At 65.3% G+C, this 23149-nt stretch carries 23 protein-coding genes; 14 read left to right on the top strand and 9 right to left on the bottom strand.

Features of this window, described 5'->3' with window-relative positions; translation table 11 throughout:
- Window positions 1-136: 136 nt before the first annotated feature.
- The 7 genes from aroB to pilM are packed head-to-tail and all read right to left on the bottom strand — an operon-like array spanning window position 137 to window position 5837.
- Window positions 137-1243 (bottom strand): 3-dehydroquinate synthase, encoded by a 1107-nt coding sequence (gene aroB, locus HHA01_RS00285; RefSeq protein ID WP_141317103.1) that lies wholly within the window; start codon window positions 1241-1243, stop codon window positions 137-139.
- Between the two features lie 4 nt (window positions 1244-1247).
- Window positions 1248-1790: a shikimate kinase AroK gene (gene aroK / locus HHA01_RS00280; protein WP_141317102.1), complete on the bottom strand. Its 543-nt coding sequence runs from the start codon at window positions 1788-1790 to the stop codon at window positions 1248-1250.
- Window positions 1790-3103 (bottom strand): type IV pilus secretin PilQ, encoded by a 1314-nt coding sequence (locus HHA01_RS00275; RefSeq protein WP_307725333.1) that lies wholly within the window; start codon window positions 3101-3103, stop codon window positions 1790-1792. The genes aroK and HHA01_RS00275 overlap by 1 nt, the downstream gene beginning before the upstream one ends.
- A 31-nt stretch (window positions 3104-3134) precedes the next feature.
- Window positions 3135-3629, bottom strand: coding sequence for a pilus assembly protein PilP (locus HHA01_RS00270; RefSeq protein ID WP_141317100.1), 495 nt, complete (start codon window positions 3627-3629; stop codon window positions 3135-3137).
- Window positions 3626-4243 (bottom strand): type IV pilus inner membrane component PilO, encoded by a 618-nt coding sequence (locus tag HHA01_RS00265; RefSeq protein ID WP_141317099.1) that lies wholly within the window; start codon window positions 4241-4243, stop codon window positions 3626-3628. Before HHA01_RS00265 ends, HHA01_RS00270 begins: the two co-directional genes overlap by 4 nt.
- Window positions 4240-4779, bottom strand: coding sequence for a PilN domain-containing protein (locus HHA01_RS00260; RefSeq protein WP_141317098.1), 540 nt, complete (start codon window positions 4777-4779; stop codon window positions 4240-4242). The genes HHA01_RS00265 and HHA01_RS00260 overlap by 4 nt, the downstream gene beginning before the upstream one ends.
- On the bottom strand, window positions 4776-5837 hold the full coding sequence (pilM, locus tag HHA01_RS00255) for a type IV pilus assembly protein PilM (protein WP_141317097.1): 1062 nt from the start codon (window positions 5835-5837) through the stop codon (window positions 4776-4778). The genes HHA01_RS00260 and pilM overlap by 4 nt, the downstream gene beginning before the upstream one ends.
- A 236-nt stretch (window positions 5838-6073) precedes the next feature.
- Between pilM and HHA01_RS00250 the strand changes: the two genes are divergently transcribed.
- Entirely contained in the window at window positions 6074-8602 is a 2529-nt protein-coding gene (locus tag HHA01_RS00250) for a penicillin-binding protein 1A (RefSeq protein ID WP_141317096.1), read from the top strand.
- 101 nt (window positions 8603-8703) lie between these two features.
- Here HHA01_RS00250 and HHA01_RS00245 read toward each other — a convergent pair whose 3' ends face one another.
- The gene (locus tag HHA01_RS00245) at window positions 8704-9975 is read right to left on the bottom strand and encodes a malic enzyme-like NAD(P)-binding protein (RefSeq protein WP_141317095.1); all 1272 of its coding nucleotides are present in this window, start codon (window positions 9973-9975) and stop codon (window positions 8704-8706) included.
- A 281-nt stretch (window positions 9976-10256) separates the two neighbouring features.
- Window positions 10257-10469 (bottom strand): 50S ribosomal protein L31, encoded by a 213-nt coding sequence (gene rpmE, locus HHA01_RS00240; protein WP_141317094.1) that lies wholly within the window; start codon window positions 10467-10469, stop codon window positions 10257-10259.
- Window positions 10470-10613: 144 nt separating this feature from the next.
- On the opposite strand from rpmE, the gene HHA01_RS00235 reads away from it, so the two are divergent.
- The 13 genes from HHA01_RS00235 to tatC all read left to right on the top strand — a co-directional run bounded on the left by HHA01_RS00235 (window position 10614) and on the right by tatC (window position 23058).
- A complete protein-coding gene (locus HHA01_RS00235) occupies window positions 10614-12851 on the top strand; it encodes a primosomal protein N' (RefSeq protein ID WP_141317093.1) in 2238 nt (745 codons plus the stop codon).
- Window positions 12852-13183: 332 nt separating this feature from the next.
- A complete protein-coding gene (gene argS, locus HHA01_RS00230) occupies window positions 13184-14869 on the top strand; it encodes an arginine--tRNA ligase (protein WP_141317092.1) in 1686 nt (561 codons plus the stop codon).
- Window positions 14870-14872: 3 nt separating this feature from the next.
- The gene (locus tag HHA01_RS00225; RefSeq protein WP_141317091.1) at window positions 14873-15631 is read left to right on the top strand and encodes an SPOR domain-containing protein; all 759 of its coding nucleotides are present in this window, start codon (window positions 14873-14875) and stop codon (window positions 15629-15631) included.
- 146 nt (window positions 15632-15777) lie between these two features.
- Window positions 15778-16296: an ATP-dependent protease subunit HslV gene (hslV, locus tag HHA01_RS00220; RefSeq protein ID WP_141317090.1), complete on the top strand. Its 519-nt coding sequence runs from the start codon at window positions 15778-15780 to the stop codon at window positions 16294-16296.
- Between the two features lie 2 nt (window positions 16297-16298).
- A complete protein-coding gene (gene hslU / locus HHA01_RS00215) occupies window positions 16299-17621 on the top strand; it encodes an ATP-dependent protease ATPase subunit HslU (protein ID WP_141317089.1) in 1323 nt (440 codons plus the stop codon).
- 126 nt (window positions 17622-17747) lie between these two features.
- Complete coding sequence (locus tag HHA01_RS00210; protein WP_141317088.1) at window positions 17748-18134, top strand: gamma-butyrobetaine hydroxylase family protein; 387 nt, start codon at window positions 17748-17750, stop codon at window positions 18132-18134.
- 115 nt (window positions 18135-18249) lie between these two features.
- On the top strand, window positions 18250-19002 hold the full coding sequence (ubiE, locus tag HHA01_RS00205) for a bifunctional demethylmenaquinone methyltransferase/2-methoxy-6-polyprenyl-1,4-benzoquinol methylase UbiE (RefSeq protein WP_141317087.1): 753 nt from the start codon (window positions 18250-18252) through the stop codon (window positions 19000-19002).
- Window positions 19003-19009: 7 nt separating this feature from the next.
- The gene (locus HHA01_RS00200; RefSeq protein WP_141317086.1) at window positions 19010-19645 is read left to right on the top strand and encodes a ubiquinone biosynthesis accessory factor UbiJ; all 636 of its coding nucleotides are present in this window, start codon (window positions 19010-19012) and stop codon (window positions 19643-19645) included.
- Window positions 19642-21264: a ubiquinone biosynthesis regulatory protein kinase UbiB gene (gene ubiB, locus HHA01_RS00195; RefSeq protein ID WP_141317085.1), complete on the top strand. Its 1623-nt coding sequence runs from the start codon at window positions 19642-19644 to the stop codon at window positions 21262-21264. The genes HHA01_RS00200 and ubiB overlap by 4 nt, the downstream gene beginning before the upstream one ends.
- A 24-nt stretch (window positions 21265-21288) precedes the next feature.
- Complete coding sequence (locus HHA01_RS00190) at window positions 21289-21618, top strand: phosphoribosyl-ATP diphosphatase (RefSeq protein WP_141317084.1); 330 nt, start codon at window positions 21289-21291, stop codon at window positions 21616-21618.
- A gap of 76 nt (window positions 21619-21694) precedes the next feature.
- The gene (gene tatA / locus HHA01_RS00185) at window positions 21695-21955 is read left to right on the top strand and encodes a Sec-independent protein translocase subunit TatA (protein ID WP_141317083.1); all 261 of its coding nucleotides are present in this window, start codon (window positions 21695-21697) and stop codon (window positions 21953-21955) included.
- A gap of 6 nt (window positions 21956-21961) precedes the next feature.
- Window positions 21962-22321 (top strand): Sec-independent protein translocase protein TatB, encoded by a 360-nt coding sequence (gene tatB, locus HHA01_RS00180; protein ID WP_141317082.1) that lies wholly within the window; start codon window positions 21962-21964, stop codon window positions 22319-22321.
- Window positions 22318-23058, top strand: a complete 741-nt coding sequence (tatC, locus tag HHA01_RS00175) for a twin-arginine translocase subunit TatC (RefSeq protein WP_141317081.1) — start codon at window positions 22318-22320, stop codon at window positions 23056-23058. Before tatB ends, tatC begins: the two co-directional genes overlap by 4 nt.
- Window positions 23059-23149: the final 91 nt, after the last annotated feature.

The following is a 23149-nucleotide window of genomic DNA, read 5'->3' as shown; positions in this document are numbered from 1 at the left end:
ATGCCGCCTATTTTCCCCATGCCGATATGGCATAACACATGCAGATTGCCGCAAGCAGAACACTGACCTGCCCCCAGACGACGACGCCCGCGTTCGAAACGCGGGCGTCATGCAGGCAGGGGATTGGCGTCAGCAGTCAGGCACGCGGGAATTCCTCGAGCAATGACACCAGCATCTCGGGTGGTGTCGCGTCGTGAACACAAGCATCGCCGAGGCACCCCAGCAGGATCAGGCGCAGTCGCCCGTCGAGGTTCTTCTTGTCCAGGCGCATCAGCGACAGGAAGTCCTCGGCCCGCATGTCGCCCGGCGCCGCCAACGGCAGGGCGGCGGCCGCCAGGAGGTTGCGGACACGGGCCACATCGGATGCTTCGAGCCAGCCCAGCCGATGGGAAAGCTCGGCGGCCATCTGCATGCCGGCACCCACGGCCTCGCCATGCAGCCAGTGACCATAACCCTGATGGGTTTCAATGGCATGACCGAAGGTGTGCCCCAGGTTCAACAATGCCCGCACCCCCTGTTCGGTTTCATCCTCGGCGACGATCTCGGCCTTGATGCTGCAGCTTCGCTCGATGGCCGTGGTCAGTGCCGCCGCATCGAGGTCACGCAACATCGCCATGCTGGCTTCCAGCCAGGCCAGAAAGTCGACATCACGAATCAGGCCATACTTGATGACTTCGGCGAGCCCCGCGGACAGTTCACGCGGTGGCAGTGTGGCCAGGGTATGCGTATCGACCAGCACAGCCCGGGGCTGCCAGAAGGCGCCGATCATGTTCTTGCCGCGCGGGTGATTGACGCCTGTCTTGCCGCCAACCGAAGAATCCACCTGGGCCAGCAGGGTCGTCGGCACCTGGATGAAGGCCACGCCGCGCTGATAGCTGGCGGCGGCATAGCCGGCCATGTCGCCAATCACCCCGCCCCCCAGGGCTATCAGGGTACAGCGCCGATTGAACCCCGCCGCCAGCAGCGCATCCCAGATCCGCTCGACGTTTGCCAGGTTCTTGGTCGCCTCGCCATCCGGCAGGATGACCTCGCGCACGTCCAGGTCGTCGGGCAGCCCCTGCTTCAGGGTCTCGAGATACAGGGGCGCCACGCTGTCATTGGTCACCACCATCACCTGGCGCCCGGCCAGGTGCGGCGTCAGCCACTGTGGGTCGCCCAGCAGGCCGGGGCCGATATGGATCGGGTAACTGCGGTCGCCCAGCGAGACCCCCAGGGTCTTCAGGGCGGCATCGGGTTCGTTCATGGCATCAGGCCTTGCAGTGAAGTGGATCGGTCAGGCTCTGCACACGGCGCAGGATGTCGCCCACCACGGCGCGGGGGCCGCGCCGGTCGGTGCGCACCACGATGTCCGACGTCGCCCGGTAGAGCGGGTCCCGCTCCCCGAACATGCGCTCGAGCACCTGGCGGCGGTCATCGCGCTGCAGCAAGGGGCGATTGCGGTCCTTGGCGGTGCGCCGCAGCTGTTGGCTGACCGTGGTATACAGATAGATGACGGTGCCACTGTCGCGCAGCACCCGGCGATTTTCCTCACGCAGGACGGCGCCTCCCCCCGTGGCAATGACCATCTCCTCGCGCCCCGCGAGCTCACGGATCATATGGGCCTCGCGATCGCGAAAACCGGCCTCGCCTTCCACATCGAAGATCCATGGAATATCGGCACCGCAGCGAGACTGGATCTCGTGATCGCTGTCCACGAAATCGCGCGCGAGCTCGGCCGCCAGCAGGCGACCGATGGTGCTTTTTCCGGCGCCCATGGGGCCGACGAGGATGAGGTTGGGTAGTGCTGACATTAATGAGCCGCCAAATTTTCGACCAGTATTCGAGGCGTGATGAATACCAGCAACTCTACCTTATCGCTGCTGTTCTCGGTATAGCGAAATAGGTGGCCCAGCCACGGAAGGTCGCCCAGCAGGGGCGTCTTGAACAACTGACTGACCTCTCGGGTAGTCAGAATGCCGCCCAGTACCACGGTCTGGCCGTCGTCCACCAGCACCCGGGTGGCAATCTGGTTGGTGTCGATGGCCGGCGCTCCGCCGAAGGTTTCCTGGGCCACGGTATCGTTGTTGATGGAAAGCGACATGATGATGCGATCATCCGGTGTGATCCGCGGGGTCACTTCCAGCGACAGCACCGCTTCCTTGAACTCCACATTGGTCGCCCCACTGGAGGTCGCTTCCTGATAGGGAATCTCGGTGCCCTGCTTGATCAGGGCCTGGCGCTGATTGGCCGTGATCACGCTGGGCTGGGAGATGATGCGGCTCCTGCCTTCGCTCTCCAGGGCACGCAACTCCAGGTCGAGGAGCACATCATCAGCGAGATAGCCAAAGGCAAAGCGGGTCCCCGGCGCCTCGGCGCTGCCCAGATCCACCGCCAGCCCACCATTCTCGGCGATACCACTCGAGGCTCCACTGGCATTGAGGCCGCTCGACTGGCCCTGCTCAGCGGCGGAGATGCCCCAGGAAACGCCCAATTCGCGGGCCACACTGTCGCGGGCAATCACGATACGCGCCTCGATACGCACCTGGCGTACCGCGACATCGAGCTGCGCGATGATCTGCCCGACCGCTGCGATCCGCTCGGCCGTGTCCTGTACCAGCAGGCTGTTGGTGCGCTCATCCACGGCGACTCGGCCACGCTCGGTAAGTAATCCGACACCATTTTCGCCACGCAACATGGAAGCCAGTTCAGCGGCCCGGGCATACTTGATGCGCCATCGCTCGGTGGTCAGCGGCGCCGCTGGCAGACTGGTCGCCTCGGCCGGCGTCCGAGCCATTGTCTCGCGCGGCGCTACCATGATCACGTTGCCCCGGCGACGACTGGCCAACCCATGACTCTCGAGAATCAGCGCCAGCGCCTGTTGCCAGGGAACATCCTCGAGATTCAAGGTCACCCGACCGGTGACGTTGTCACTGGCCACCAGATTGAGGTCGGTCACATCGGCGATGGTGGCCAGCGCCGTGCGCACCGACACGTCCCGCAGGTTCAACGAGATGGGCGGCACCTCCTCGCCCGGGTCGCCCGACGAGGCCCCCTGCCCCGATACCGAACCGCTCCCGACCAGGCAGGCCACCCCCACCAGCACCAACCGCCACCCACTGCGCATGTCCCCAGCCTCCTTGCTATCGGCAGACGCCTCAATCATCCAGCGTCAGTTGCACTTCCCGTGTCCCGGCTTCGCCTGCCGTATCAGTGCCGCGTCCCGCCATCAGGCGTACCCGAGCCGCTTCGACCACCAGGACACGCCCCCCGCCGAGCGAGTCGCCGGCACGCACCAGTTGCACCCGCCCGTCGGGTGGCTTGACCAGGGCCCAGGCCTCGCCGCCAACCCGCAGGGTGCCGACCAGGCGCAGTTCGTCCAGCACCACGGTCGTGGTATTGGGCTCCGCCGGCGACCCTGCGCTCGGCGGCACCTGAGGCGGCCCGATTCCAAAGGGGCTGCGTGCTCGGGCATGGCGATAAGCCGGCAACTCGGACGGCACCCAGGTCATGACCCCCTGACCAGGCGGCACAGTGGCGTCGGCACGCCACTCCAGCAAGCGCTGTTCGAGATCTTCCAGCCGAGCTTCTTCGCAGCCTGCCAGCAGCCCGGTCAGCCCCAGCAGCGCAAGACAGCCGCGCCAGGTCTTCATTCGTCACCCTCCTCACCCGACGCGGCGAACTGATAGGCGCGCGCCTGCAGCGAGAGCCTCACCCCGGCATCGCCCTCGACCATGCGCAGTTCGTGCCAGGTCACCAGGCGCTCGAGCGTCGAGATATCCGACACGAAGTGGCCCAGGTCATGAAAGGCCCCGGCGATTTCCAGGGAAACGGGGTGCACGGCCAGTGGTGGTCGCTGGATCACGGGCTGCAGCTCAACGGTGGTGAGCTCCACGCCTCGTCGCTGCGCCGCCCTGCCGATCGCATCAATCAGCGCGGCCATCTCGGCCGAGGCGGGAAAGGCCCCGGCAAGCCAGGACAAGGCCTCCTGATGCCGTGCCAGTTGCTCACGCCGCTGCGGCAGGCTCGCCACCCGACTCAGCTGACGACGATAGCGACTCAGCAACTCGACCTCCTCGCGTTGCGCCATGGCGAGGGCCTGCATGCCGGGTCGCACCAGGTAATGCAAGCTGAGCGACGCCAGGGCAACGACCAGCAACAGACAACACAGCCACTGCACCAGCGGCGGCCAGTGCGCCGAATCGCGCAGATCCAGCTCCCGCCACTCCACTCGCGCCAGGCGCTGCCTGATGGCCACCCCTTTCATGAGCGAGCCTCCACAAGCACGACGCTGAACTGAAAACGCCAACCGGATGCCTGCGGCGCCACCAACGACAGCGAAGGCGCGCGGAAGACTGACGATGCCCGCAGCGATTGCAATTGCGCCGCGATATGCTGATGACTGGCCGCCACGCCCTTGAGTATCAGCCTGTCCTCGCGCTGTTCGAGCCGCGTGTAGGTCACGCCTTCCATCAGGGTGGTGGCCAGGCCGTTGAACAGAGCCAGCCCTCGGCCGCGCTGTCCCAGACGCGCCCGCAGCGCGACGAGACGCTGATCCAGTACGTCGCGACGCGCCTGCACCTCCGCGAGTGCCTGCAGCGACGGCTGCAGGGCCTGCATATGGCGTGCGATCATGGCCAGACGCTTTTCTTGGGCGTCCAGGCGCGCCGCATAATGGGTATCCAGGGCGTATCCCAGGGCCAGCCCGAGCAGCACCGAGCCCAGCAGCATGCCGCGCCAGCGCCGACACCGCGCCTCACGCCGGACATCGCGCCAGGGCAGGAGGTTGATCTCGATGGTCATGCCCGCCCCCGCATCGCCAGCCCGCACGCCGTCAGCAACCCCGGAGCCATGCCGGCGAGTGCGGCCTCATCCACATCCGGAGGCCAGCCAACATCGTGCAATGGGTCGGCCAGGGCGAGCCGCATGCCGGTTGCCTCGGCCAGTCGCTCGACCAGCCCGGGCAGCACGCTGGCGCCACCGGCCAGCCACAAGTGATTGACCTCCCGACGCTGGCCGGCGGTATGGTAGAGCTGCAGGGCTCTGTCGATCTGCTGGGCCAGGTCCTCGACGAAGGGCACCAACAGCCGGCCATGATCATCGTCGGACAGAATCCCGTGGGGGCCCGAAGCGGCCTCGGGCGCAACGCCCCCGCCGTGGACCTGTACTTCCTCGAGCAGCGCCCGGCTCCCCAGCGTCATCTCGTGCCGATAGAGGGTGCGTCCGTGCTGCAGCACCTGGAAGCTGCTGAGCTCACTGCCGATGTCGACCAGCGCCGCTGGCTCCCCGGCATCGTCCGGCGCCCCTGTTCGGCCCATGACCCTTGCCATCGAGCGCTCGACGGCAAAGGTCTCAACATCCACCGCGACCGGCTTCAGGCCGGCACGACGCAGCAGTTGCGCACGCTGCTCGACGGCCTCACGGCGACAAGCCACCAGCAGAACGGCCTGCTGTTCAGGGTCATCGGCGGACGCGCCCAGAAGCTGGAAATCGAAGGACACTTCACTGAACGGAAAGGGGATGTGCTGGTCGGATTCGAGTTGCAGGTGCGCCTCGAGCTCGTCTTCCGTCAAACCGACGGGAAACGACAGCGACTTGATGATGGCGGCTTCAGCCGGCACCGCAACACTGGCACACTGGGCACGGGTTCCGGCTTGCCGCCTGACCCGCTGGAGGGCCTCGACGACGCCATCCGTATCGTGGATGCGCCCGTCACTGACGGCGCCGCGGGGCAGCGCCGCTACGCCATGACCGCACAACCGCATTGCGCCGCGCGCCATGCGAAGTTCGACGAGCTTGACGGCCGACACGCCTATATCGACGCCGAGCATTCCCTTGCTGGCTGATCCGAGTCGCAACATGGCAGCCACCTCCAACCAGTGCAGACATTCAGCGCTTCCGTGCGCTGCGACGAATCGCCTCAGCGGTCCGTAATTCGAGGGTAGCCATAAATGACAAATTTCACACAAACCGACTGTCGCCAAAGATCCACGCTGGTGGTCACCGGGGCGTATTCCTATAATGGCCGTCGAACCGCTCGGCCTCTGGGCGCACCTCGCTACGACGTCCTCGTTCTCAGCACGGATACCGCGTTTTCATGAAGTTTCTCAGAACCCTGATTTTTTCAGCATTCTGGCTGCTGGTTTCTCTCACCACCGCCACGTTGCTGGCCGTGGCCGGTGCAGCGCTCTATTTTGCGCCCGGCCTGCCCGACGTACGGCAGTTGGAGGACGTTGAGCTACAGACCCCGCTGCGGATCTATACCCGGGATGGTCAGCTCATCAAAGAGTATGGAGCCGAGCGGCGCATGCCGGTGGAGTTCGACGAGATACCGCAAGGCATGGTCCAGGCACTGCTGGCCGCCGAGGATGCCAGCTACTTCGATCACCAGGGCGTGGCTCCCAAGGGCCTGGCGCGCGCCGCCGTCGAATTGATTGCCAGTGGCGGTAACATCCAGTCGGGGGGCTCGACCATCACCATGCAGGTCGCCCGCAACTACCTGCTGACGCTGGATCGCACCTATATCCGCAAGGTGCGCGAGATCCTGCTGTCGCTCGAGATGGAGCAGATCCTCAGCAAGAAGGACATCCTTGAGCTCTACGTCAACAAGATCTACCTGGGCAACGGCGCCTACGGAATTGCGGCAGCAGCGAAGGCCTACTACGACCGCCCGCTGAATGAGTTGACCCTGTCCGAGCAGGCCATGATCGCCGGCCTGCCCAAGGCCCCCTCCGCCTTCAACCCCTTGGCCAATGCCGAACGCGCCCTGATCCGTCGCAACTGGATCCTCTTCCGCATGCGGGACCTGGGTTACATCGACCAGCAGGCATATCAGCAGGCCGTGCAGGCGCCGGTTACCGCACGCCGCCACGTGACCAAGGCCGAAGTCCAGGCCCAATATGTGGCCGAGATGGCGCGCCAGTTCGCCGTGGAGCGCTTTGAGGACAAGGCCTATACCGGCGGGTATCGCATCACCACCACCATCGACAGCGAGCTTCAGCCACTAGCGCGCCAGGCCCTGGCCAACGGTCTGATTGCCTACGACACTCGTCACGGTTGGCGTGGGCCGGAAGAGACCGATATCCCGCGCAGCCTGGCCGAAGCCCAGGAGCGCACCGAACGTCAGGGCCTCGAGGAAGAGCTCTCCGAGTCCCCGGAGGTCATGGAAACCGCGCGTCAGGCCGCCGAGCGCAGCCAGACCACGGTCGAAGGCATCGAGGGAGACGTCAGCAACTGGCTGCAGGTGCTCGAGCGTACCCCCGAGCTCGGCCCACTCAAGCCGGCCATCGTGATCGAGAGTCAAGACCGCGAAATGCGCGTGCTGACCACTGGCCGAGAGATCAAGACGATCGCCTGGGACGGGCTGAAATGGGCCCGCCCCTATCACAGTCCGCGCAGCCGAGGCGCCACACCGAACAGTGCCGCCGACATCGCTGCACCGGGGTCGCTGGTACGTATCCTGCAACGCGAAGACGGTAGCTGGCGACTTTCCCAGAAGCCCGATATCCAGGGATCACTGGTGGCAATGGACCCAAGGACCGGCGCCATACTCGCTCTGCAGGGCGGCTTCGACTTCGACGCCAGCAAGTTCAACCGTTCCATCCAGGCGCGCCGTCAGGCCGGCTCGATCTTCAAGCCCTTCATCTATCTCGCCGGTCTCGAGAGCGGCGAGGTCAACCCGGCAACCGTCATCAATGACGCCCCCGTAGTCATGCAGGATGGCAGCGGCGAGATGTGGCGTCCCAACAACGCCAGCGGCGACTTCCGGGGCCCCACCCGACTGCGCGTCGGTCTGGCCCACTCGCGCAACCTGGTGACGATTCGCCTGCTGCAGTCCCTCGGCTTGAACAGTACCCTGAACTTTCTCGACCAGTTCGGTTTCAAGCCGCAGCGCCTCCCCAATGGCCTCTCGCTGGCACTGGGCAGTGCCAGCCTGACGCCACTGGAAATGACTCGCGCCTATGCCACTCTCGCCAATGGCGGTTTCCGCGTTCAGCCCTGGTTCATCCAGAAAGTGACCCGCGGCGAACACGACACCCTGGTGGAGAAGGCCAACCCCAAAGTGGCGTGTCGCGAATGCACTGCCGGCCAGGAGACCACCGAGATCAACGGAGAAACCTATCGCGTTGCGCCACGCATCGCCGACCCGGCGTCCATGTATATTCTGCGCGACATGCTTCGTGAAGTCGTCGAGAGTGGCACCGCCCGAGGCGCCCTGGTCCTCGATCGCAAGGACATCGTCGGCAAGACGGGGACCACCAACGATCAGCGCGATGCCTGGTTTGCCGGCTTCAACATGGGGCTCGCCGCCACCGTCTGGGTCGGCAAGGACGACAACTCGCCCACCGCCGAGTATGGCTCCCAGGCCGCCCTGCCCATCTGGGTGGACTTCATGGGCCAGGCCCTGGAAGGACACCCGGAGCGCCTGCCCGAGCGTCCTGACGATGTAGTCGAACGCCGGATCGACCCGGAAACCGGTCGCCTGCTGGGCGATAATCAGGCCGGCGGCATCACGGAAATCTTCCGTGCCGACTATCTGCCGAGCCAGCAACCACGACGCGTCGATGAGGCAATCGAGCAGGAAAGTGGCTCCCAGGGTACCGGGACCTATGAAGCCATCTTCTAGTACCGGGCCAGGGCGCTGACCCTGGCCGCTGATGACCAACCAGACAATGCCGCCAGCGGGTAAACCGTTGGCGGCATTGTCGTATTGGCCGGCGTCAGCGATCAGCTGGCGTAGACGTCTGCCACTGTCTTCAGCGGGTAATGCGACGGATAAGGCCGCCGCGCCACACCAGAATCCACGGCCGCCTGGGCGACCGCCGAGGAGACCCGCTCAAGCAGCCGCACGTCGATGGGGGTCGGGATGATGTAGTCACGCCCGAAGCTCATGGCCGGGCTATCATAGGCCTCCAGCACGGCCCGGGGCACCGGCTCGCGCGCCAGATCCTTGAGCGCATGCACGGCTGCCACCTTCATTTCCTCATTGATCCGCGTGGCCCGCACATCCAGTGCGCCACGGAAGATGAACGGAAAGCCCAGCACATTATTCACCTGGTTGGGGTAATCCGAACGGCCGGTGGCCATGATCACGTCGGGGCGTGCCGCATGCGCCAGGTCCGGGGCGATTTCCGGGTCCGGGTTGGTACAGGCGAAGACCACCGGATTGTCGGCCATGCGACGGATATGGTCCGCCGACATCAGGCCGGGGCCGGAGAGCCCGACGAAGACATCGGCACCCTCGATGGCATCGGTCAGGGTGCGCTTGTCGGTATCGACGGCGAACATGGCCTTGTACTGGTTGAGGTCTTCGCGTCCGGTATGGATCACTCCCTTGCGATCCAGCATGATCAGATTGTCGGAGCGTGCACCGCATGACACCAGCAGCTTCATGCAGGCAATCGCGGCCGCACCCGCGCCCAGGCAGACGATCCGCGCCTCTTCCAGCGACTTGTCGGCAATATCCAGGGCATTCAGCATGCCGGCCGCGGTAACAATGGCGGTGCCGTGCTGGTCATCATGAAAGACGGGGATATGGCATTGTTCGATCAGGGCGCGCTCGATCTCGAAACACTCTGGAGCCTTGATGTCCTCGAGGTTGATGCCGCCCCAGGTGTCGGCAATGCGCGCCACCGTGTCGATGAAGGCTTGCGGACTCTCGGCATTGACTTCGACGTCCGTGGCATTGATGCCGGCAAATCGCTTGAAGAGCACGCCCTTGCCTTCCATGACCGGCTTGCTGGCCAGCGGCCCCAGATTGCCGAGTCCGAGGATGGCGCTGCCGTCGGAGATCACCGCCACGAGATTTCCCTTGCCGGTATACAGATAGGCATTTTCCGAATCCTTGGCGATTTCGCGAACCGGCTCGGCTACCCCAGGGCTATAGGCCAGGGCGAGGTCCCGGGCCGTGGCGGTGGGCTTGGTCAGTTCCACCGACAGTTTCCCCGGGATGGGGTGGGCGTGATAGTCCAGCGCTGCCTGTCTCTTCGCATCTGTCATGCTATGGATCCGGTTGCCTTGCGGTAGGGCGGCAAAGGTTATAGAAAAACCCTCAGGGACTCAACTCGACCGGTTTTCACGCCATTTTAGCGATATTCACACTTATTTTATGACTTTTCTCGTAAAATAACCAAATTCCTTTCCCGTACCCCCGGTGCCCTGCGGCCGCTACGGTCACACACCCGCATTGCGGCGCCGTAAACAAAAGAACCCGCCTCGAAGGGCGGGTTCGTCGCGTCTCGACGGCATGCAGCCGTGAGGCGTGCCGGCAGCGGCGGTTCTCAGCGCTTCATCGCAGCGCCGAAACGCTTGTTGAAGCGCTCGACACGACCACCGGTGGTCGCTTGCTTCTGCTTGCCAGTATAGAAGGGGTGGCACTGAGAGCAGACGTCCAGGTTGATGTCCTGACCGGATGTGGTGCCAACGTCGAAGGTGGCGCCACAGGAACAGGTCGCGCTGACCGTCTTGTAATTCGGATGGATACCTTGTTTCATCTTGAGCCTCGCAAAGCTGTATGCCGCCACCTGATCCATTGCCAGGCACCGCATACGGGTTATCGGAACGTTCAACCGGCTGGCCGCGTCGATGACAGTCACGCGGCGGGCCGGTATTCTAGCAGAGCCGGCACCGGAGGCCAATTGCTCGACTCACCCCGCCCCACACCCAGCGTCCTGGGGGTCGCCATTCCCTCGCCGCTGCGCCGCCTGTTCGACTACCGGCCGGACGGCCCGGCGCCCGCCGACGGCTGGCAACCCGGGCTGCGTGTGCAGGTGTCCTTCGGCCGCCGCCAGGTCGTCGGCGTCGTCATCGAGTGTCGCGACACCAGTGACCTGCCGCTGGACAAGCTCAAGCCCATCGACGCCCGGCTGGATGATGCCCCGCTCCCCGCGGACTGGCTGTGGCTGTGCCGCTTCACCGCGCGCTATTACCAGCATGCCATCGGCGACACCCTGCAGAATGCCATGCCCGCCCTGCTGCGCCAGGGCCGTTCGCTGACACCACGCACCCGGGAACGCTGGACGGCCACCCATGCGGCCCGCGACGATGCCCCTCCGGAACTGTCGCGGGCCCCGCGCCAGGCGGCTCTGCTGAACATGCTGCAACAGCATGCCCACGGCCTGGTCACCCAGGCCGTGCTGGCCCAGTCGTTCACCCGGGAACAGCTCAAGGCGCTGGTCAACAAGGGGCTGATCGAACGCCACGAGGAGCCGATGACCGGCGGGCAACAGCCGCAGGGGGCGGTACTGGCCGAGCCCGCCCTGCCGCTGAACGGCGAGCAGGCTGCCGCCATGGCCAGGCTCCACGCCGGCCTCGATACCTTCCATCCCTGCCTGCTGCATGGCGTGACCGGCAGCGGCAAGACCGAGATCTATCTGCAACTGATCGAGGCGGTCATCACCCGGCAGCGCCAGGCACTGGTACTGGTCCCGGAGATCGGCCTGACACCCCAGACCCTGGAGCGCTTTCGCAAACGCTTCCAGTGCACCGTGGTCGCCCTGCATTCCGGGCTCACCGACAACGACCGCCTGGACGCCTGGGAGGCCGCCGCCAGCGGCCGCGCGCCCATTGTCATCGGCACGCGGTCGGCCATCTTCACGCCGCTCGCCCGCCCCGGGGCCATCATCGTCGACGAGGAACACGACGGCTCCTTCAAACAGCAGGAAGGCCTGCGCTACCACGCCCGCGACCTGGCCATCATCCGCGCCCAGCATCATGCCATTCCGGTCGTTCTGGGCAGCGCCACGCCCGCACTGGAAAGCCTGCAGCACGCCACTGCCGGGGATTATCACCACCTGCGCCTGACACAACGTGCCAGCCGGCATGCGCCGGCACGCCTCGAGCTGGTGGACCTGCGCGGCCGCACCCGCCAGGGCGGCCTGATCACGCCGGTCCTCGAGGCCATCACCACGACGCTGAACGCCGGCCATCAGGTGCTGGTCTTCATCAACCGCCGGGGCTTCGCGCCCACCCTGGCCTGTCACGCCTGCGGCTGGCTGGCCGAGTGCGATCACTGCGATGCCCACATGACACTGCATCGTCAGCCACCGCTGCTGGCCTGCCACCATTGTGACCACCGTCGCCCCCTGCCCGATGCCTGTCCCGACTGCGGCAGCGCCGACCTGCGTCCGCTGGGCAGCGGCACGGAACGTACCGAGGAGACCCTGGCCGAGCGTTTTCCCGACACTCCGGTACACCGCATCGACCGGGACAGCACGCGGCGCCGCGACGCCCTGGAACAGACCCTGACCGAGGTCAGGCGCGGCGAGCCCTGTCTGCTGGTCGGCACCCAGATGCTGGCCAAGGGGCACCACCTGCCACACGTCAACCTGGTGGTGGTGGTCAACGCCGATGCCGGCCTCTACGCCAGCGATTTCCGCGCCCTGGAGCACAGCGCCCAGCTGCTGGAACAGGTCGCCGGACGCGCCGGACGCTCCGCCCATCCGGGGCGTGTCCTGGTGCAGACCCTGCACCCGGATGACCCCAACCTGAGACTGCTGGCCGCACGCGGCTACGACGCCCTGGCCGAGCAATTGCTGGAGGAACGCCGCGCCGCCGGCCTGCCGCCCTTTCGCTTCCTCGCCCTGCTGCGCCTGGAGAGTCCCGCAGAGCAGGATGTCAGCAGCCTGGCCGAAAGCGCCGCCACCGCCACTCGTGCCTTCATCGAGCACAGCGAGCTGGACATCGAGTGCCTCGGCCCCGTCCCCGCGCCCATGGAACGCCGCCAGAACCGCTACCACATGCAGATCATGCTCGGCGCCGACAAACGCAGCCGCCTGCACGCCGCCTGCGCCCAGCTGATCGCCTGGATGGAAGCCGAACCCGGCGCACGCCGCGTCCGCTGGTCGCTCGACATCGACCCGCAGACGCTGAGCTGAAGGCTGGAAGAGAAAAGAAGGAAGAAGGAGGTGGCGCGCAGGAAAGTATGTTGGGCCCAGATACTAAAGTGCAGTTTCATGACTCAAGGCTCGGCGCGAGTTTCCATCCTTCCGACTTCCAGCCCGGCCGACAGGCCGGGCGCTCTTCCCTCTTCAAGCGGCGTAGCCGCGTCCTTGCCGACCGGGGTTTAAAGCCGCGCCACAATTGTCGATAATACGCGACCAACTGCCCATTGAAGGGCGAGCGCCGGGGGCGCCGGGTGGCGGTCCTGCCGGGCCGCGTCATCCGCCGCTCCCCACAAGCCCGCGCCACAGGACATCGACGACGCCCCATGAAAGACACCATCATCTCGCTACTGGAGAGCGCCCTGGCCGAGCTCCGGGACCAGGGGGTTCTTCCCGCCGAGCTGGCGCCGACCATCAAGGTCGAACCGGCCCGGGACAAGGCTCATGGCGACTACGCCACCAACCTGGCGCTGATGCTGGCCAAGCCGGCCGGCCTCAACCCGCGCGAACTGGCCGACAAGCTGGTAGCGGCACTGCCCGACAGCGAAGCTGTCAGCCGGGTCGAGATCGCCGGCCCCGGCTTCGTCAACTTCTTCGCCGCGACCGACGCCGCCGCCCAGGTGGTACGCCACATCCTCGACAGTGGCGATGCCTACGGCCGCAGCATGATCGGCCGCGGCCAGAAGGTCCAGGTGGAATTCGTCTCGGCCAACCCCACGGGCCCGCTGCATGTCGGCCATGGTCGTGGCGCCGCCATCGGCGACTGCCTGTGCCGGTTGATGGCCGCCTCGGGCTTCGAGGTCACTCGCGAGTTTTATTACAACGACGCCGGCGCGCAGATCGCCAACCTGGCGTTATCCGTGCAGACGCGCGCCCGGGGGCTGACCCCGGACGACGACGCCTGGCCCGAGGACGGCTATCGCGGTGGCTACATCGCGGATGTCGCCCGTAGCTACATGGCCGGCGAGACCGTGCATGCGGATGACCGCCATGTCACCGGCCGCGGCGACCCCGAGGACCTGGATGCCATACGCGACTTCGCCGTGGCCTATCTGCGTCGCGAGCAGGACCTGGACCTCCACGCCTTCGGCGTGAACTTCGATGTCTATTTCCTCGAGTCCTCGCTGTATGACGAAGGCAAGGTGGCCGCTACCGCCGCACGCCTGGCGGACAACGGCCACACCTACGAGCAGGATGGCGCCACCTGGCTGCGCACCACCGACTTCGGTGACGACAAGGACAGGGTGATGCGCAAGCAGGATGGTCACTACACCTATTTCCTGCCCGATGTCGCCTACCACCTGGACAAGTGGCAGCGTGGCTTCACGACCGTGATCAACGAGCAGGGCGCCGATCATCACTCCACCGTGACCCGCGTGCGTGCCGGCCTGCAGGCCCTCGAGGCCGGCATCCCCGCTGGCTGGCCGGACTATGTGCTGCACCAGATGGTGCTGGTCACCCGCTCCGGCGTCGAGGTCAAGCTGTCCAAGCGTGCCGGCAGCTATGTCACCCTGCGCGACCTGATCGACGAAGTGGGACGCGATGCGACGCGCTTCTTCCTGGCCGCGCGCCGCGCCGACTCTCAGCTGACCTTCGATATCGACCTGGCGCGCTCCCAGTCGAACGACAACCCGGTCTACTACGTGCAGTACGCCCATGCCCGTGTCTGCAGCATGCTGCGCAAGGCCGAGGCCGAATCACGCCCCTTCGACCACGACCAGGCCCTGGCCAACCTCGGTCAGCTCGATACCGAACAGGAAAAGACCCTGCTCAACCGGCTGTCGCGCTATCCGGAAGTCGTCGAACGTGCCGCCATCGCCCGGGAGCCTCAGCAGGTCGCACAGTACCTGCAGGACCTCGCTGCGGAATTCCACACCTGCTACAACGCCGTCAAGGTGATGGTCGACGACGCGGCCGCGCGCAATGCCCGCCTGGCGCTGGGCCTGGCGACCCGCCAGGTGCTGCGCAACGGCCTGGATATGCTGGGTGTCAGCGCCCCCGAGGAGATGTAAGCCATGGCCACCCGCAAGAAGGCGCCACCGCGCAAGCGCGGCGCCACCAACCAGCGCTCGAAGAGCAAGCAGGCAGCGCCACGGCGTGGTGTCCCCGGCTGGCTCTGGGGGCTATGCGGCCTGGTAGCCGGTTTCCTGATTTCGCAGCACCAGCACGGCACCGCCCCATGGCAGGACGCACCGGACTCGCCCGTGGCGACTGCCGTGCCCAAATCATCAGACCAGGCAACCTCGGCTCAGGCGACTCAGGCCTCGCCAGCCGAGGCTAAAAAATCTGACATGCCAACCTTCGAGTTCTACACCCTGCTGCCGGAATCCGAAGTCGTCGCACCGGGCGGCAACATGCCCGAGTCCACCGCCACGCCGCCCTCTCGCGATCAGGCTCAGGAAGGTGAGGACACTGACGGCGACGAGTCGGACACCAGCAGCGACGCGCCTGCTGACGACCCGATCGCTCAGGTCATCGCCGCCAACACCAACCAGTCCTCGGAGCCATCCTCCAGCCAGCCTCGAGTCGAGGAGGGAGGCCGCTACATGCTGCAGGCAGCCTCCTTCCGTTCGACGGCCGACGCCCGGCAACTGGCCAACCGCCTCAAGGATTTCGGCCTGCTGGCCAACATCACCGAGGTCAAGACCGGCGATGGCGCTACCTGGCACCGTGTTCAGGTTGGCCCCTACACCGACCGCAACGAACTCGTCCGCGCCCAGGACCTGATGGTCACCCAGGGCATCGAGCCGCTGCTCATCCAGTTGCAGAACTGATCACGGGGCGGCCCTGCCGCCCCGCAGCAGGCGGTTGAATTTCCCCCCGGCTGCCCGCACCTACCCGGATAACGCTAGTTCTCGGCGTCAGCCTGCTGACGCCGCCAGTCATCGGGAGCCATTCGCTTCCACAAGGAGTTCCCTCCATGACCACGATCGTTTCCGTGCGCCGCGGCGACCAGGTGGCTCTGGCCGGCGATGGCCAGGTCTCACTGGGTGATACCGTGATGAAAGGCAACGCCAGCAAGGTGCGTCGCCTCTACCGTGGCCAGGTACTGGCCGGATTTGCCGGCGGTACCGCCGACGCCTTCACGCTGTTCGAGCGCTTCGAGGCCCAGCTGGAGAAATACCAGGGCAACTTGGTGAAGTCGGCCGTCGAGCTGGCCAAGGACTGGCGCACCGACCGCGCCCTGCGTCGCCTGGAGGCCCTGCTGGCGGTGGCCGACAAGCATGCCTCGCTGATCATCACCGGCAATGGCGACGTCCTCGAACCCGAGCGCGGTATCATCGCCATCGGCTCCGGCGGCAACTATGCCCTGTCCTCGGCGCGTGCCCTGCTCGAGAATACCGACCTGTCGGCCCGCGAGGTCACCGAGAAGTCGCTGGAAATCGCCGGCGATATCTGTGTCTACACCAACCACCACGTCACGCTGGAAGAGCTCTGATCATGACTCAGATGACCCCCCGCGAAATCGTCCACGCCCTGGACCAGTACATCATCGGCCAGCAGGACGCCAAGCGTGCCGTGGCCAGCGCCCTGCGCAACCGCTGGCGCCGCATGCAGCTCGACGAGGAGCTGCGCCAGGAAGTCACGCCCAAGAACATCCTGATGATCGGCCCCACCGGTGTCGGCAAGACCGAGATCGCCCGCCGCTTGGCCAAGCTTTCCGGCGCGCCCTTCATCAAGATCGAGGCCACCAAGTTCACCGAAGTCGGCTATGTGGGCCGCGATGTCGAATCGATCATCCGCGACCTCACCGAAGCCGCCATCAAGCTGGTGCGCGAGCAGGCCAAGGACGAGGTGCGCCATCGTGCCGAGGATGCCGCCGAGGACCGCATCCTCGATGTGCTGCTGCCACCGCCGCGCGGCCAGGAAGATCAGCCGCGCACCGACAACGCCACCCGCCAGAGCTTCCGCAAGAAGCTGCGCGAGGGCGAGCTCGACGACAAGGAAATCGATGTCGAGGTCACGCCCCAGGGGCAGGGCATGGACATCATGACCCCGCCGGGCATGGAAGAAATGACCAGCCAGCTGCAGAGCATGTTCTCCAGCATGGGCAAGCAGAAGACCGAGACGCGTCGTGTCGCGGTCAAGGATGCCTTCTCGCTGCTGCGTGACGAGGAAGCCGCCAAGCTGGTCAACGAGGACGACATCAAGCAGCGCGCCATCGAGGCCGTCGAGCAGCATGGCATCGTCTTCCTCGACGAGCTCGACAAGGTCGCCAAGGGCAGCGGCCAGTCGAGCGGCGGCGAAGTCTCCCGCGAAGGCGTGCAGCGCGATCTGCTGCCGCTGATCGAGGGCTCCACGGTGTCGACCAAGCACGGCATGGTGAAGACCGACCACATCCTCTTCATCGCCTCCGGCGCCTTCCACCTGTCGCGCCCCTCGGACCTGATTCCGGAGCTGCAGGGTCGTCTGCCGATCCGCGTCGAGCTCAATGCCCTGACGCCGGATGACTTCAAGCGCATCCTCACCGAGCCCTCCGCGGCCCTGACGCGTCAGTACGAGGCCCTGCTCAAGACCGAAGGGCTGGACGTGACCTTCACCGAAGACGGCATCGAACGCATCGCCGAGATCGCCTTCAAGGTCAACGAAGGCACCGAGAACATCGGCGCCCGCCGGCTGCACACGGTCATGGAACGCCTGCTCGAGGAAGCCTCGTTCAAGGGCTCCGACATGGGCGACAGCCTGACCATCGACGCCGCCTACGTCGACTCCCAGCTCGGCGAACTCGCCGTCGACGAAGACCTGTCGCGGTATATTCTCTAAGACGCGGCGATGCCGCTTGAAGAAGGAAGAACGGCGCTTCGCGCCTTGAAGAGGGAAGAGGAATCTCGAACCAGGCTTCCCTCTTCTTTCTTCCCTCTTCCTTCTTTCCTCTCAACGGAGGTCCCCATGTCCGCTCCGATTCCGATCCAGGTGCATTACCACAAACAGGCGCGTGAGCTGGAGTTGATCTACGAGGACGAGGTCAGTTTCCGCTTGTCGGTGGAATATCTGCGCGTCTTCTCGCCCTCCGCCGAGGTGCGCGGGCACGGCGGCCCCGAGTCGGCGACCCTGCAGGTCGGCAAGAAGCATGTCGGCCTCACCAACATCTCCCAGGTCGGGCGTTATGCCATCAAGCTGCACTTCGATGACGGCCATGACAGCGGCATCTACAGCTGGGAATATCTGTATGATCTCATCCAGCGCCGCGAAAGCTACTGGAACGGTTATCTGAAGCAGCTGGAACAGGCGGGCGCATCGCGCGAGCCCCAGGGTATCGAGATCCGTCAGTTGTGACGGGCCGCGCCAGCGTCAAGACAAGAGCGGTCGCGGGGCGCTACAATGACCTGCCCGTGGGCGAGCCCCACGGGTATCGCGTTTTTTCAGTGCAGCTGACCCGGGAGCCCCGCGCATGACCAGCGACAAGCACACCACGCACTTCGGCTACCAGGAAGTCCCGGTCACCGAGAAGGCTTCCCGCGTGGCGGATGTCTTTGACTCGGTCGCCTCGCGCTACGATGTCATGAACGACCTGATGTCATTCGGCATTCATCGTGTCTGGAAGCGGCTGACCATCGAGCGCGCCGCGGTGCGCCCGGGCCACAGCGTGCTCGACATCGCCGGCGGCACCGGTGACCTGACCTACAAGTTCGCGCGTTTGGTGGGGCCAAGAGGCCGGGTGGTGCTGGCCGACATCAACGAGTCCATGCTGCGGGTCGGCCGTGACAAGCTGCTGGATCGTGGCGTCGGCGGCAACGTCGAGTATGTCCAGGCCAACGCCGAGACCCTGCCCTTTCCCGACAACAGCTTCGACTGCATTACCATCGCCTTCGGCCTGCGCAATGTCACCGATCAGAATGCCGCCCTGCGCTCCATGACCCGTGTGCTCAAACCCGGTGGCCGCCTGCTGGTGCTGGAGTTCTCCAAACCCCAGAGTGCCGCGCTCAATCGCGCCTATGACGAGTACTCCTTTCGACTGCTGCCGCGCATGGGCGAGTTCGTCGCCGGTGACGCCGACAGCTACCGCTACCTGGCCGAGTCGATTCGCATGCACCCCGACCAGCAGACCCTCAAGGGCATGATGGAAAACGCCGGTCTCGAGCGGGTCGAGTACACCAATCTGACCGGCGGCATCGTCGCCCTGCACCGCGGTATCAAGCTGTGAGGACGACATGACATCGACCCTCTTGCTGGCCGGCCTGGAACGCACCCTCAACGCCCTGCTCGCCCGGGACCCCGCCGCCCCATCGCGGCTCGCGAGCCTGAGCGGGCAGCGCGTACTGCTGCGCCTGGAGTCTCCCGCCCTGGCGCTCAGTCTGCACTTCCATGATCAGGGCATCGACCTGATGCGCCCCGATGACGCCGAAGAAGGAGACTTCGACGCCACGGTGGAGCTCGATGCCGAAACCCTCGGCGAACTCCTGGGCGGCGCCGACATCGAGCGCCTGATGTTTCAGGGCAAGCTGGCGGTGCGCGGCCGCGTTCACCTGCTGGAAGAGATGCGCGACCTCCTCGTGGATCTCGACCTGGACTGGGAAGGCGAAATGGCGCACTGGCTCGGCGATGTGCCGGCCCACAGCCTGGCCGAGGGCCTGCGCCATGTCGGCCGCTGGGGACTGCGCACCCAGCGCGAGCTGCGTGCGGATGTCGCCGAATACGTCTTCGAGGAAGCACGGTTGCTGCCGGGCCAGCACCAGTTCGAGGCCATGCGTGACCACCTGACCGAACTTGAGCTGGCTACCGACCGTCTCGAAGCCCGCCTGACTCGCCTGCGCCGCCGCCTGCTGGCGACGGAGGCCAGCGCATGATCCGGCGCCTGATGCGCATCGTCTGGGTGATCAGCCGCTATCGGCTGGACACCCTGGTGCCCATGGAGCGTCTGCCCTGGTGGTTGCGCGGGCTCTTCATGCTGTCGCCGCTGCGACTGATCAGCATTGGCCCGCGCCAGCGTGGCGAACGCCTGCGCCTGGCCCTGGAAACCCTGGGGCCCATCTACATCAAATTCGGCCAGGTGCTGTCGACGCGCCGCGACCTGCTGCCACCGGACATCGCCGATGAGCTGAAACGTCTACAGGACCAGGTCCCGCCCTTTCCCGGCGATCAGGCACGAGCGCTGGTCGAGGAAGAGCTGGAGATGTCGCTGGACGAAGCCTTCGCACGCTTCGCCGAAAAGCCGCTGGCTTCGGCCTCCATCGCCCAGGTACACGCCGCCACCCTGCACGGCGGCGAGGATGTGGTGGTCAAGATCATCCGCCCCGGCATCGAGGCCGTCATGCGTCAGGACATGGCGTTGCTTTACCGCCTCGCCGGCATCCTGGCCCATGTCCCGGAAGCCCGCCGGCTGCGACCCGTGGAGGTGGTGCGCGACTATGAGTCGACGCTCTTCGATGAGCTCGACCTGACCAAGGAAGCCGCAAACACCTCCCAGCTGCGGCGCAATTTCCAGCACTCACCGTTGCTCTATGTCCCCGCCACCTACTGGGATCTGACGCGCCACCGCGTCATGGTCCAGGAACGCATCCATGGCGTACCGGTGGCCGACACCGACACCCTCGCGGCGCAAGGCACAGACCTCAAGAAGCTCGCCGAGCGTGGGGTGGAGATCTTCTTCACCCAGGTCTTTCGTGACAACTTCTTCCATGCCGACATGCACCCGGGCAACATTTTCGTGTCCCGCGAGGCCCCCGCGGACCCGCAGTACATCGCCATCGACTGCGGCATTGTCGGCAGCCTGACCCGCGAGGATCAGGACTACCTGGCGCGCAACCTGCTGGCATTCTTCCATCAGGACTATTACGAAGTGGCGGCCCTGCACATCGAGTCCGGCTGGGTCGGCGAAGACACACGCGCCAACGAGTTCGCCGCCGCGGTGCGCACCGTCTGCGAGCCGATCCTCGAGAAGCCGCTCAAGGATATCTCCTTCGGCCAGGTGCTGCTGGGGCTCTTCCAGACCGCGCGACGCTTCAACATGGAGGTCCAGCCCCAGCTGGTATTGCTGCAGAAGACCCTGCTCAACATCGAGGGCCTGGGCCGCCAGCTCTACCCCGACCTGGACCTGTGGGCCACGGCCAAGCCCTTCCTGGAGCAGTGGATGCGCGAACGTGCCGGCGCCCGTGGCTTCTGGGAATCCCTCAAGCGCCAGGCGCCCGAGCTGTCACGACAGCTGCCGGAATTGCCGGTGCTGGCTCATCAGGCACTGGTACGCGCCGAGCATGGCCACCATCAACAACGCCGCCAGTCCGAGGCCATAGGCCGCATCCAGCGACGCCTGGATGTGCGGGCGCAACGCCAGCGGCGCCTGCGCCTGGGCGGACTCCTGGTGATCGGCGCCCTGGCCTGGCAGCCCCTGCTCGCATGGGCCAGCGAGCAGCCCTGGCCTGTACTCGGCGCCGCCCTTCTGGGCGGGCTGCTGCTGATCTGGAACTGACCCTCTGCAATGGAACCGTAACCCATGAGCGATACCCTGGAACACCTTCACGACGTACTTGAGCAGCGCCGTCAAGCCAACCCGGATGACTCCTATGTCGCGGCCTTGCATCACAAGGGTTTGAACAAGATACTCGAAAAGGTCGGTGAAGAAGCGACCGAAACACTGCTGGCCGCCAAGGACGCCGAGCACGGGGGGGAGACACAACGCCAGGCTTTGATCAATGAGACCGCCGACCTGTGGTTTCATAGTCTGGTCATGCTCTCGCACCTGGACCTGGACCATCATCAGGTGCTCGACGAGCTGGCCCGTCGTTTCGGTATCTCCGGGCACGACGAAAAGGCTGCGCGATAGACTCCATACGGAACTGTCACCAGCGTCTCGCACCATCGCTTCGCGGGTAGCGGAGCCAAAATCTGAGGAAGTTCCCATGTTAGGTGGTATCAGTATCTGGCAACTGCTGATCGTACTCGGCATCATCATCCTGATCTTCGGCACCAAGAAGCTGCGCAACGTCGGCGGCGACCTGGGCGGGGCACTGAAGGGCTTCAAGAAGGCCATGAACGAGGACGAAAAAAGCGACGAAAAGGCACAGGACGACCCGCAGGCGCACGTTCGCCATGACGACGAAGGCACCACCTACGACGTCAAGGCCGAGCGCAAGGCAGAAGAACAGGAAGAGCGCAAGTAAGCCGCCATGTTCGACATCGGCTTTCTCGAACTCCTCCTCCTCGGCGTCGTCGGTCTGCTGGTACTCGGCCCCGAGCGTCTGCCCCGGGCCGCCCGCACCGCCGGGCTGTGGGTCGGTCGCATCAAGCGCACCGTTGCCGACATGCAGCGCGAGATCAACTCGCAGCTCGAGGCCGAAGAACTGCGCCGCCAGCTCGACGAGCAGCAGAAACAACTCGACGAGGGCGTGAACAGCGTCAAGCGTGATGTCGAAGGCATGGCCGACACGGACCGCCCCGACGCCGAGCGCACCAAGCCGAACACCTCGACACCTGACAACACCACCTCTTCTGCGGCTGCCGACGACAAGGATGCCCCCTCGCGATGAGTCAACAGGAGCACAAGCACGCCCCGCTGATCGAGCACCTGGTCGAGCTGCGCTCGCGGCTGATGCGGGCCGTGGTGCTCATCCTGGTCATCTTCCTCGGGCTCTATGCCTTTGCCAACGATATCTACACCTTCGTCGCCGACCCGCTGATGGCCCTGCTGCCGGAAGGCTCGCAGATGATCGCCACCGAGGTGGCGTCGCCCTTTCTCGCTCCCTTCAAGCTGACCCTGATGGTGGCCTTCCTGATCGCGGTGCCCTTCGTGTTGCATCAGGCCTGGGCCTTTATCGCCCCGGGGCTCTACGCCAACGAGAAACATCTGGCACTGCCCCTGCTGGCCTCCAGCATCTTGCTGTTCTACACCGGCATCGCCTTTGCCTACTATGTGGTCTTTCCGCTGCTGTTCCAGTTCTTCACCCAGACCGGACCGGCCCAGGTGGCGGTGATGACCGACATCCAGCAGTACCTGAACTTCGTGCTCAAGCTGTTCTTCGCTTTCGGGATCGCCTTCGAGATTCCCGTCGCCACCTTCCTGCTGATTCTCTCCGGCGCCACCACGGTCCAGAGCCTGGCCAGCAAGCGGCCCTACATCATCCTCGGCTGTTTCATCATCGGCATGCTGCTGACTCCGCCCGACGTCGTCTCGCAGAGCCTGCTCGCCGTGCCCATGTACCTGCTCTACGAAGTCGGCCTGCTGCTCGGCCGACTCGTCAAGCGGAAGCGGGAAGATGGGGAGTAAAAGAGGGAAGAGGGAAGAGGGAAGAGGGAAGAGGGAAGAGGGAAGAGGGAAGAGGGAAGAGGGAAGAGGGAAGAGGGAAGAGCAGGCTAGC

Origin of the sequence: Halomonas halmophila (assembly GCF_006540005.1) — a bacterium.
Classification (GTDB): domain Bacteria; phylum Pseudomonadota; class Gammaproteobacteria; order Pseudomonadales; family Halomonadaceae; genus Halomonas; species Halomonas halmophila.
This window is presented reverse-complemented; position numbering and strand designations above follow the sequence as displayed.

Bases quoted from the DNA above. Each gene is read 5' to 3' on its own strand.
- aroB (WP_141317103.1), bottom strand. From the start codon at position 1,243: ATGAACGAACCCGATGCCGCCCTGAAGACCCTGGGGGTCTCGCTGGGC.
- aroK (WP_141317102.1), bottom strand. From the start codon at position 1,790: ATGTCAGCACTACCCAACCTCATCCTCGTCGGCCCCATGGGCGCCGGA.
- HHA01_RS00275 (WP_307725333.1), bottom strand. From the start codon at position 3,103: ATGCGCAGTGGGTGGCGGTTGGTGCTGGTGGGGGTGGCCTGCCTGGTC.
- HHA01_RS00270 (WP_141317100.1), bottom strand. From the start codon at position 3,629: ATGAAGACCTGGCGCGGCTGTCTTGCGCTGCTGGGGCTGACCGGGCTG.
- HHA01_RS00265 (WP_141317099.1), bottom strand. From the start codon at position 4,243: ATGAAAGGGGTGGCCATCAGGCAGCGCCTGGCGCGAGTGGAGTGGCGG.
- HHA01_RS00260 (WP_141317098.1), bottom strand. From the start codon at position 4,779: ATGACCATCGAGATCAACCTCCTGCCCTGGCGCGATGTCCGGCGTGAG.
- pilM (WP_141317097.1), bottom strand. From the start codon at position 5,837: ATGTTGCGACTCGGATCAGCCAGCAAGGGAATGCTCGGCGTCGATATA.
- HHA01_RS00250 (WP_141317096.1), top strand. From the start codon at position 6,074: ATGAAGTTTCTCAGAACCCTGATTTTTTCAGCATTCTGGCTGCTGGTT.
- HHA01_RS00245 (WP_141317095.1), bottom strand. From the start codon at position 9,975: ATGACAGATGCGAAGAGACAGGCAGCGCTGGACTATCACGCCCACCCC.
- rpmE (WP_141317094.1), bottom strand. From the start codon at position 10,469: ATGAAACAAGGTATCCATCCGAATTACAAGACGGTCAGCGCGACCTGT.
- argS (WP_141317092.1), top strand. From the start codon at position 13,184: ATGAAAGACACCATCATCTCGCTACTGGAGAGCGCCCTGGCCGAGCTC.
- HHA01_RS00225 (WP_141317091.1), top strand. From the start codon at position 14,873: ATGGCCACCCGCAAGAAGGCGCCACCGCGCAAGCGCGGCGCCACCAAC.
- hslV (WP_141317090.1), top strand. From the start codon at position 15,778: ATGACCACGATCGTTTCCGTGCGCCGCGGCGACCAGGTGGCTCTGGCC.
- hslU (WP_141317089.1), top strand. From the start codon at position 16,299: ATGACTCAGATGACCCCCCGCGAAATCGTCCACGCCCTGGACCAGTAC.
- HHA01_RS00210 (WP_141317088.1), top strand. From the start codon at position 17,748: ATGTCCGCTCCGATTCCGATCCAGGTGCATTACCACAAACAGGCGCGT.
- ubiE (WP_141317087.1), top strand. From the start codon at position 18,250: ATGACCAGCGACAAGCACACCACGCACTTCGGCTACCAGGAAGTCCCG.
- HHA01_RS00200 (WP_141317086.1), top strand. From the start codon at position 19,010: ATGACATCGACCCTCTTGCTGGCCGGCCTGGAACGCACCCTCAACGCC.
- ubiB (WP_141317085.1), top strand. From the start codon at position 19,642: ATGATCCGGCGCCTGATGCGCATCGTCTGGGTGATCAGCCGCTATCGG.
- HHA01_RS00190 (WP_141317084.1), top strand. From the start codon at position 21,289: ATGAGCGATACCCTGGAACACCTTCACGACGTACTTGAGCAGCGCCGT.
- tatA (WP_141317083.1), top strand. From the start codon at position 21,695: ATGTTAGGTGGTATCAGTATCTGGCAACTGCTGATCGTACTCGGCATC.
- tatB (WP_141317082.1), top strand. From the start codon at position 21,962: ATGTTCGACATCGGCTTTCTCGAACTCCTCCTCCTCGGCGTCGTCGGT.
- tatC (WP_141317081.1), top strand. From the start codon at position 22,318: ATGAGTCAACAGGAGCACAAGCACGCCCCGCTGATCGAGCACCTGGTC.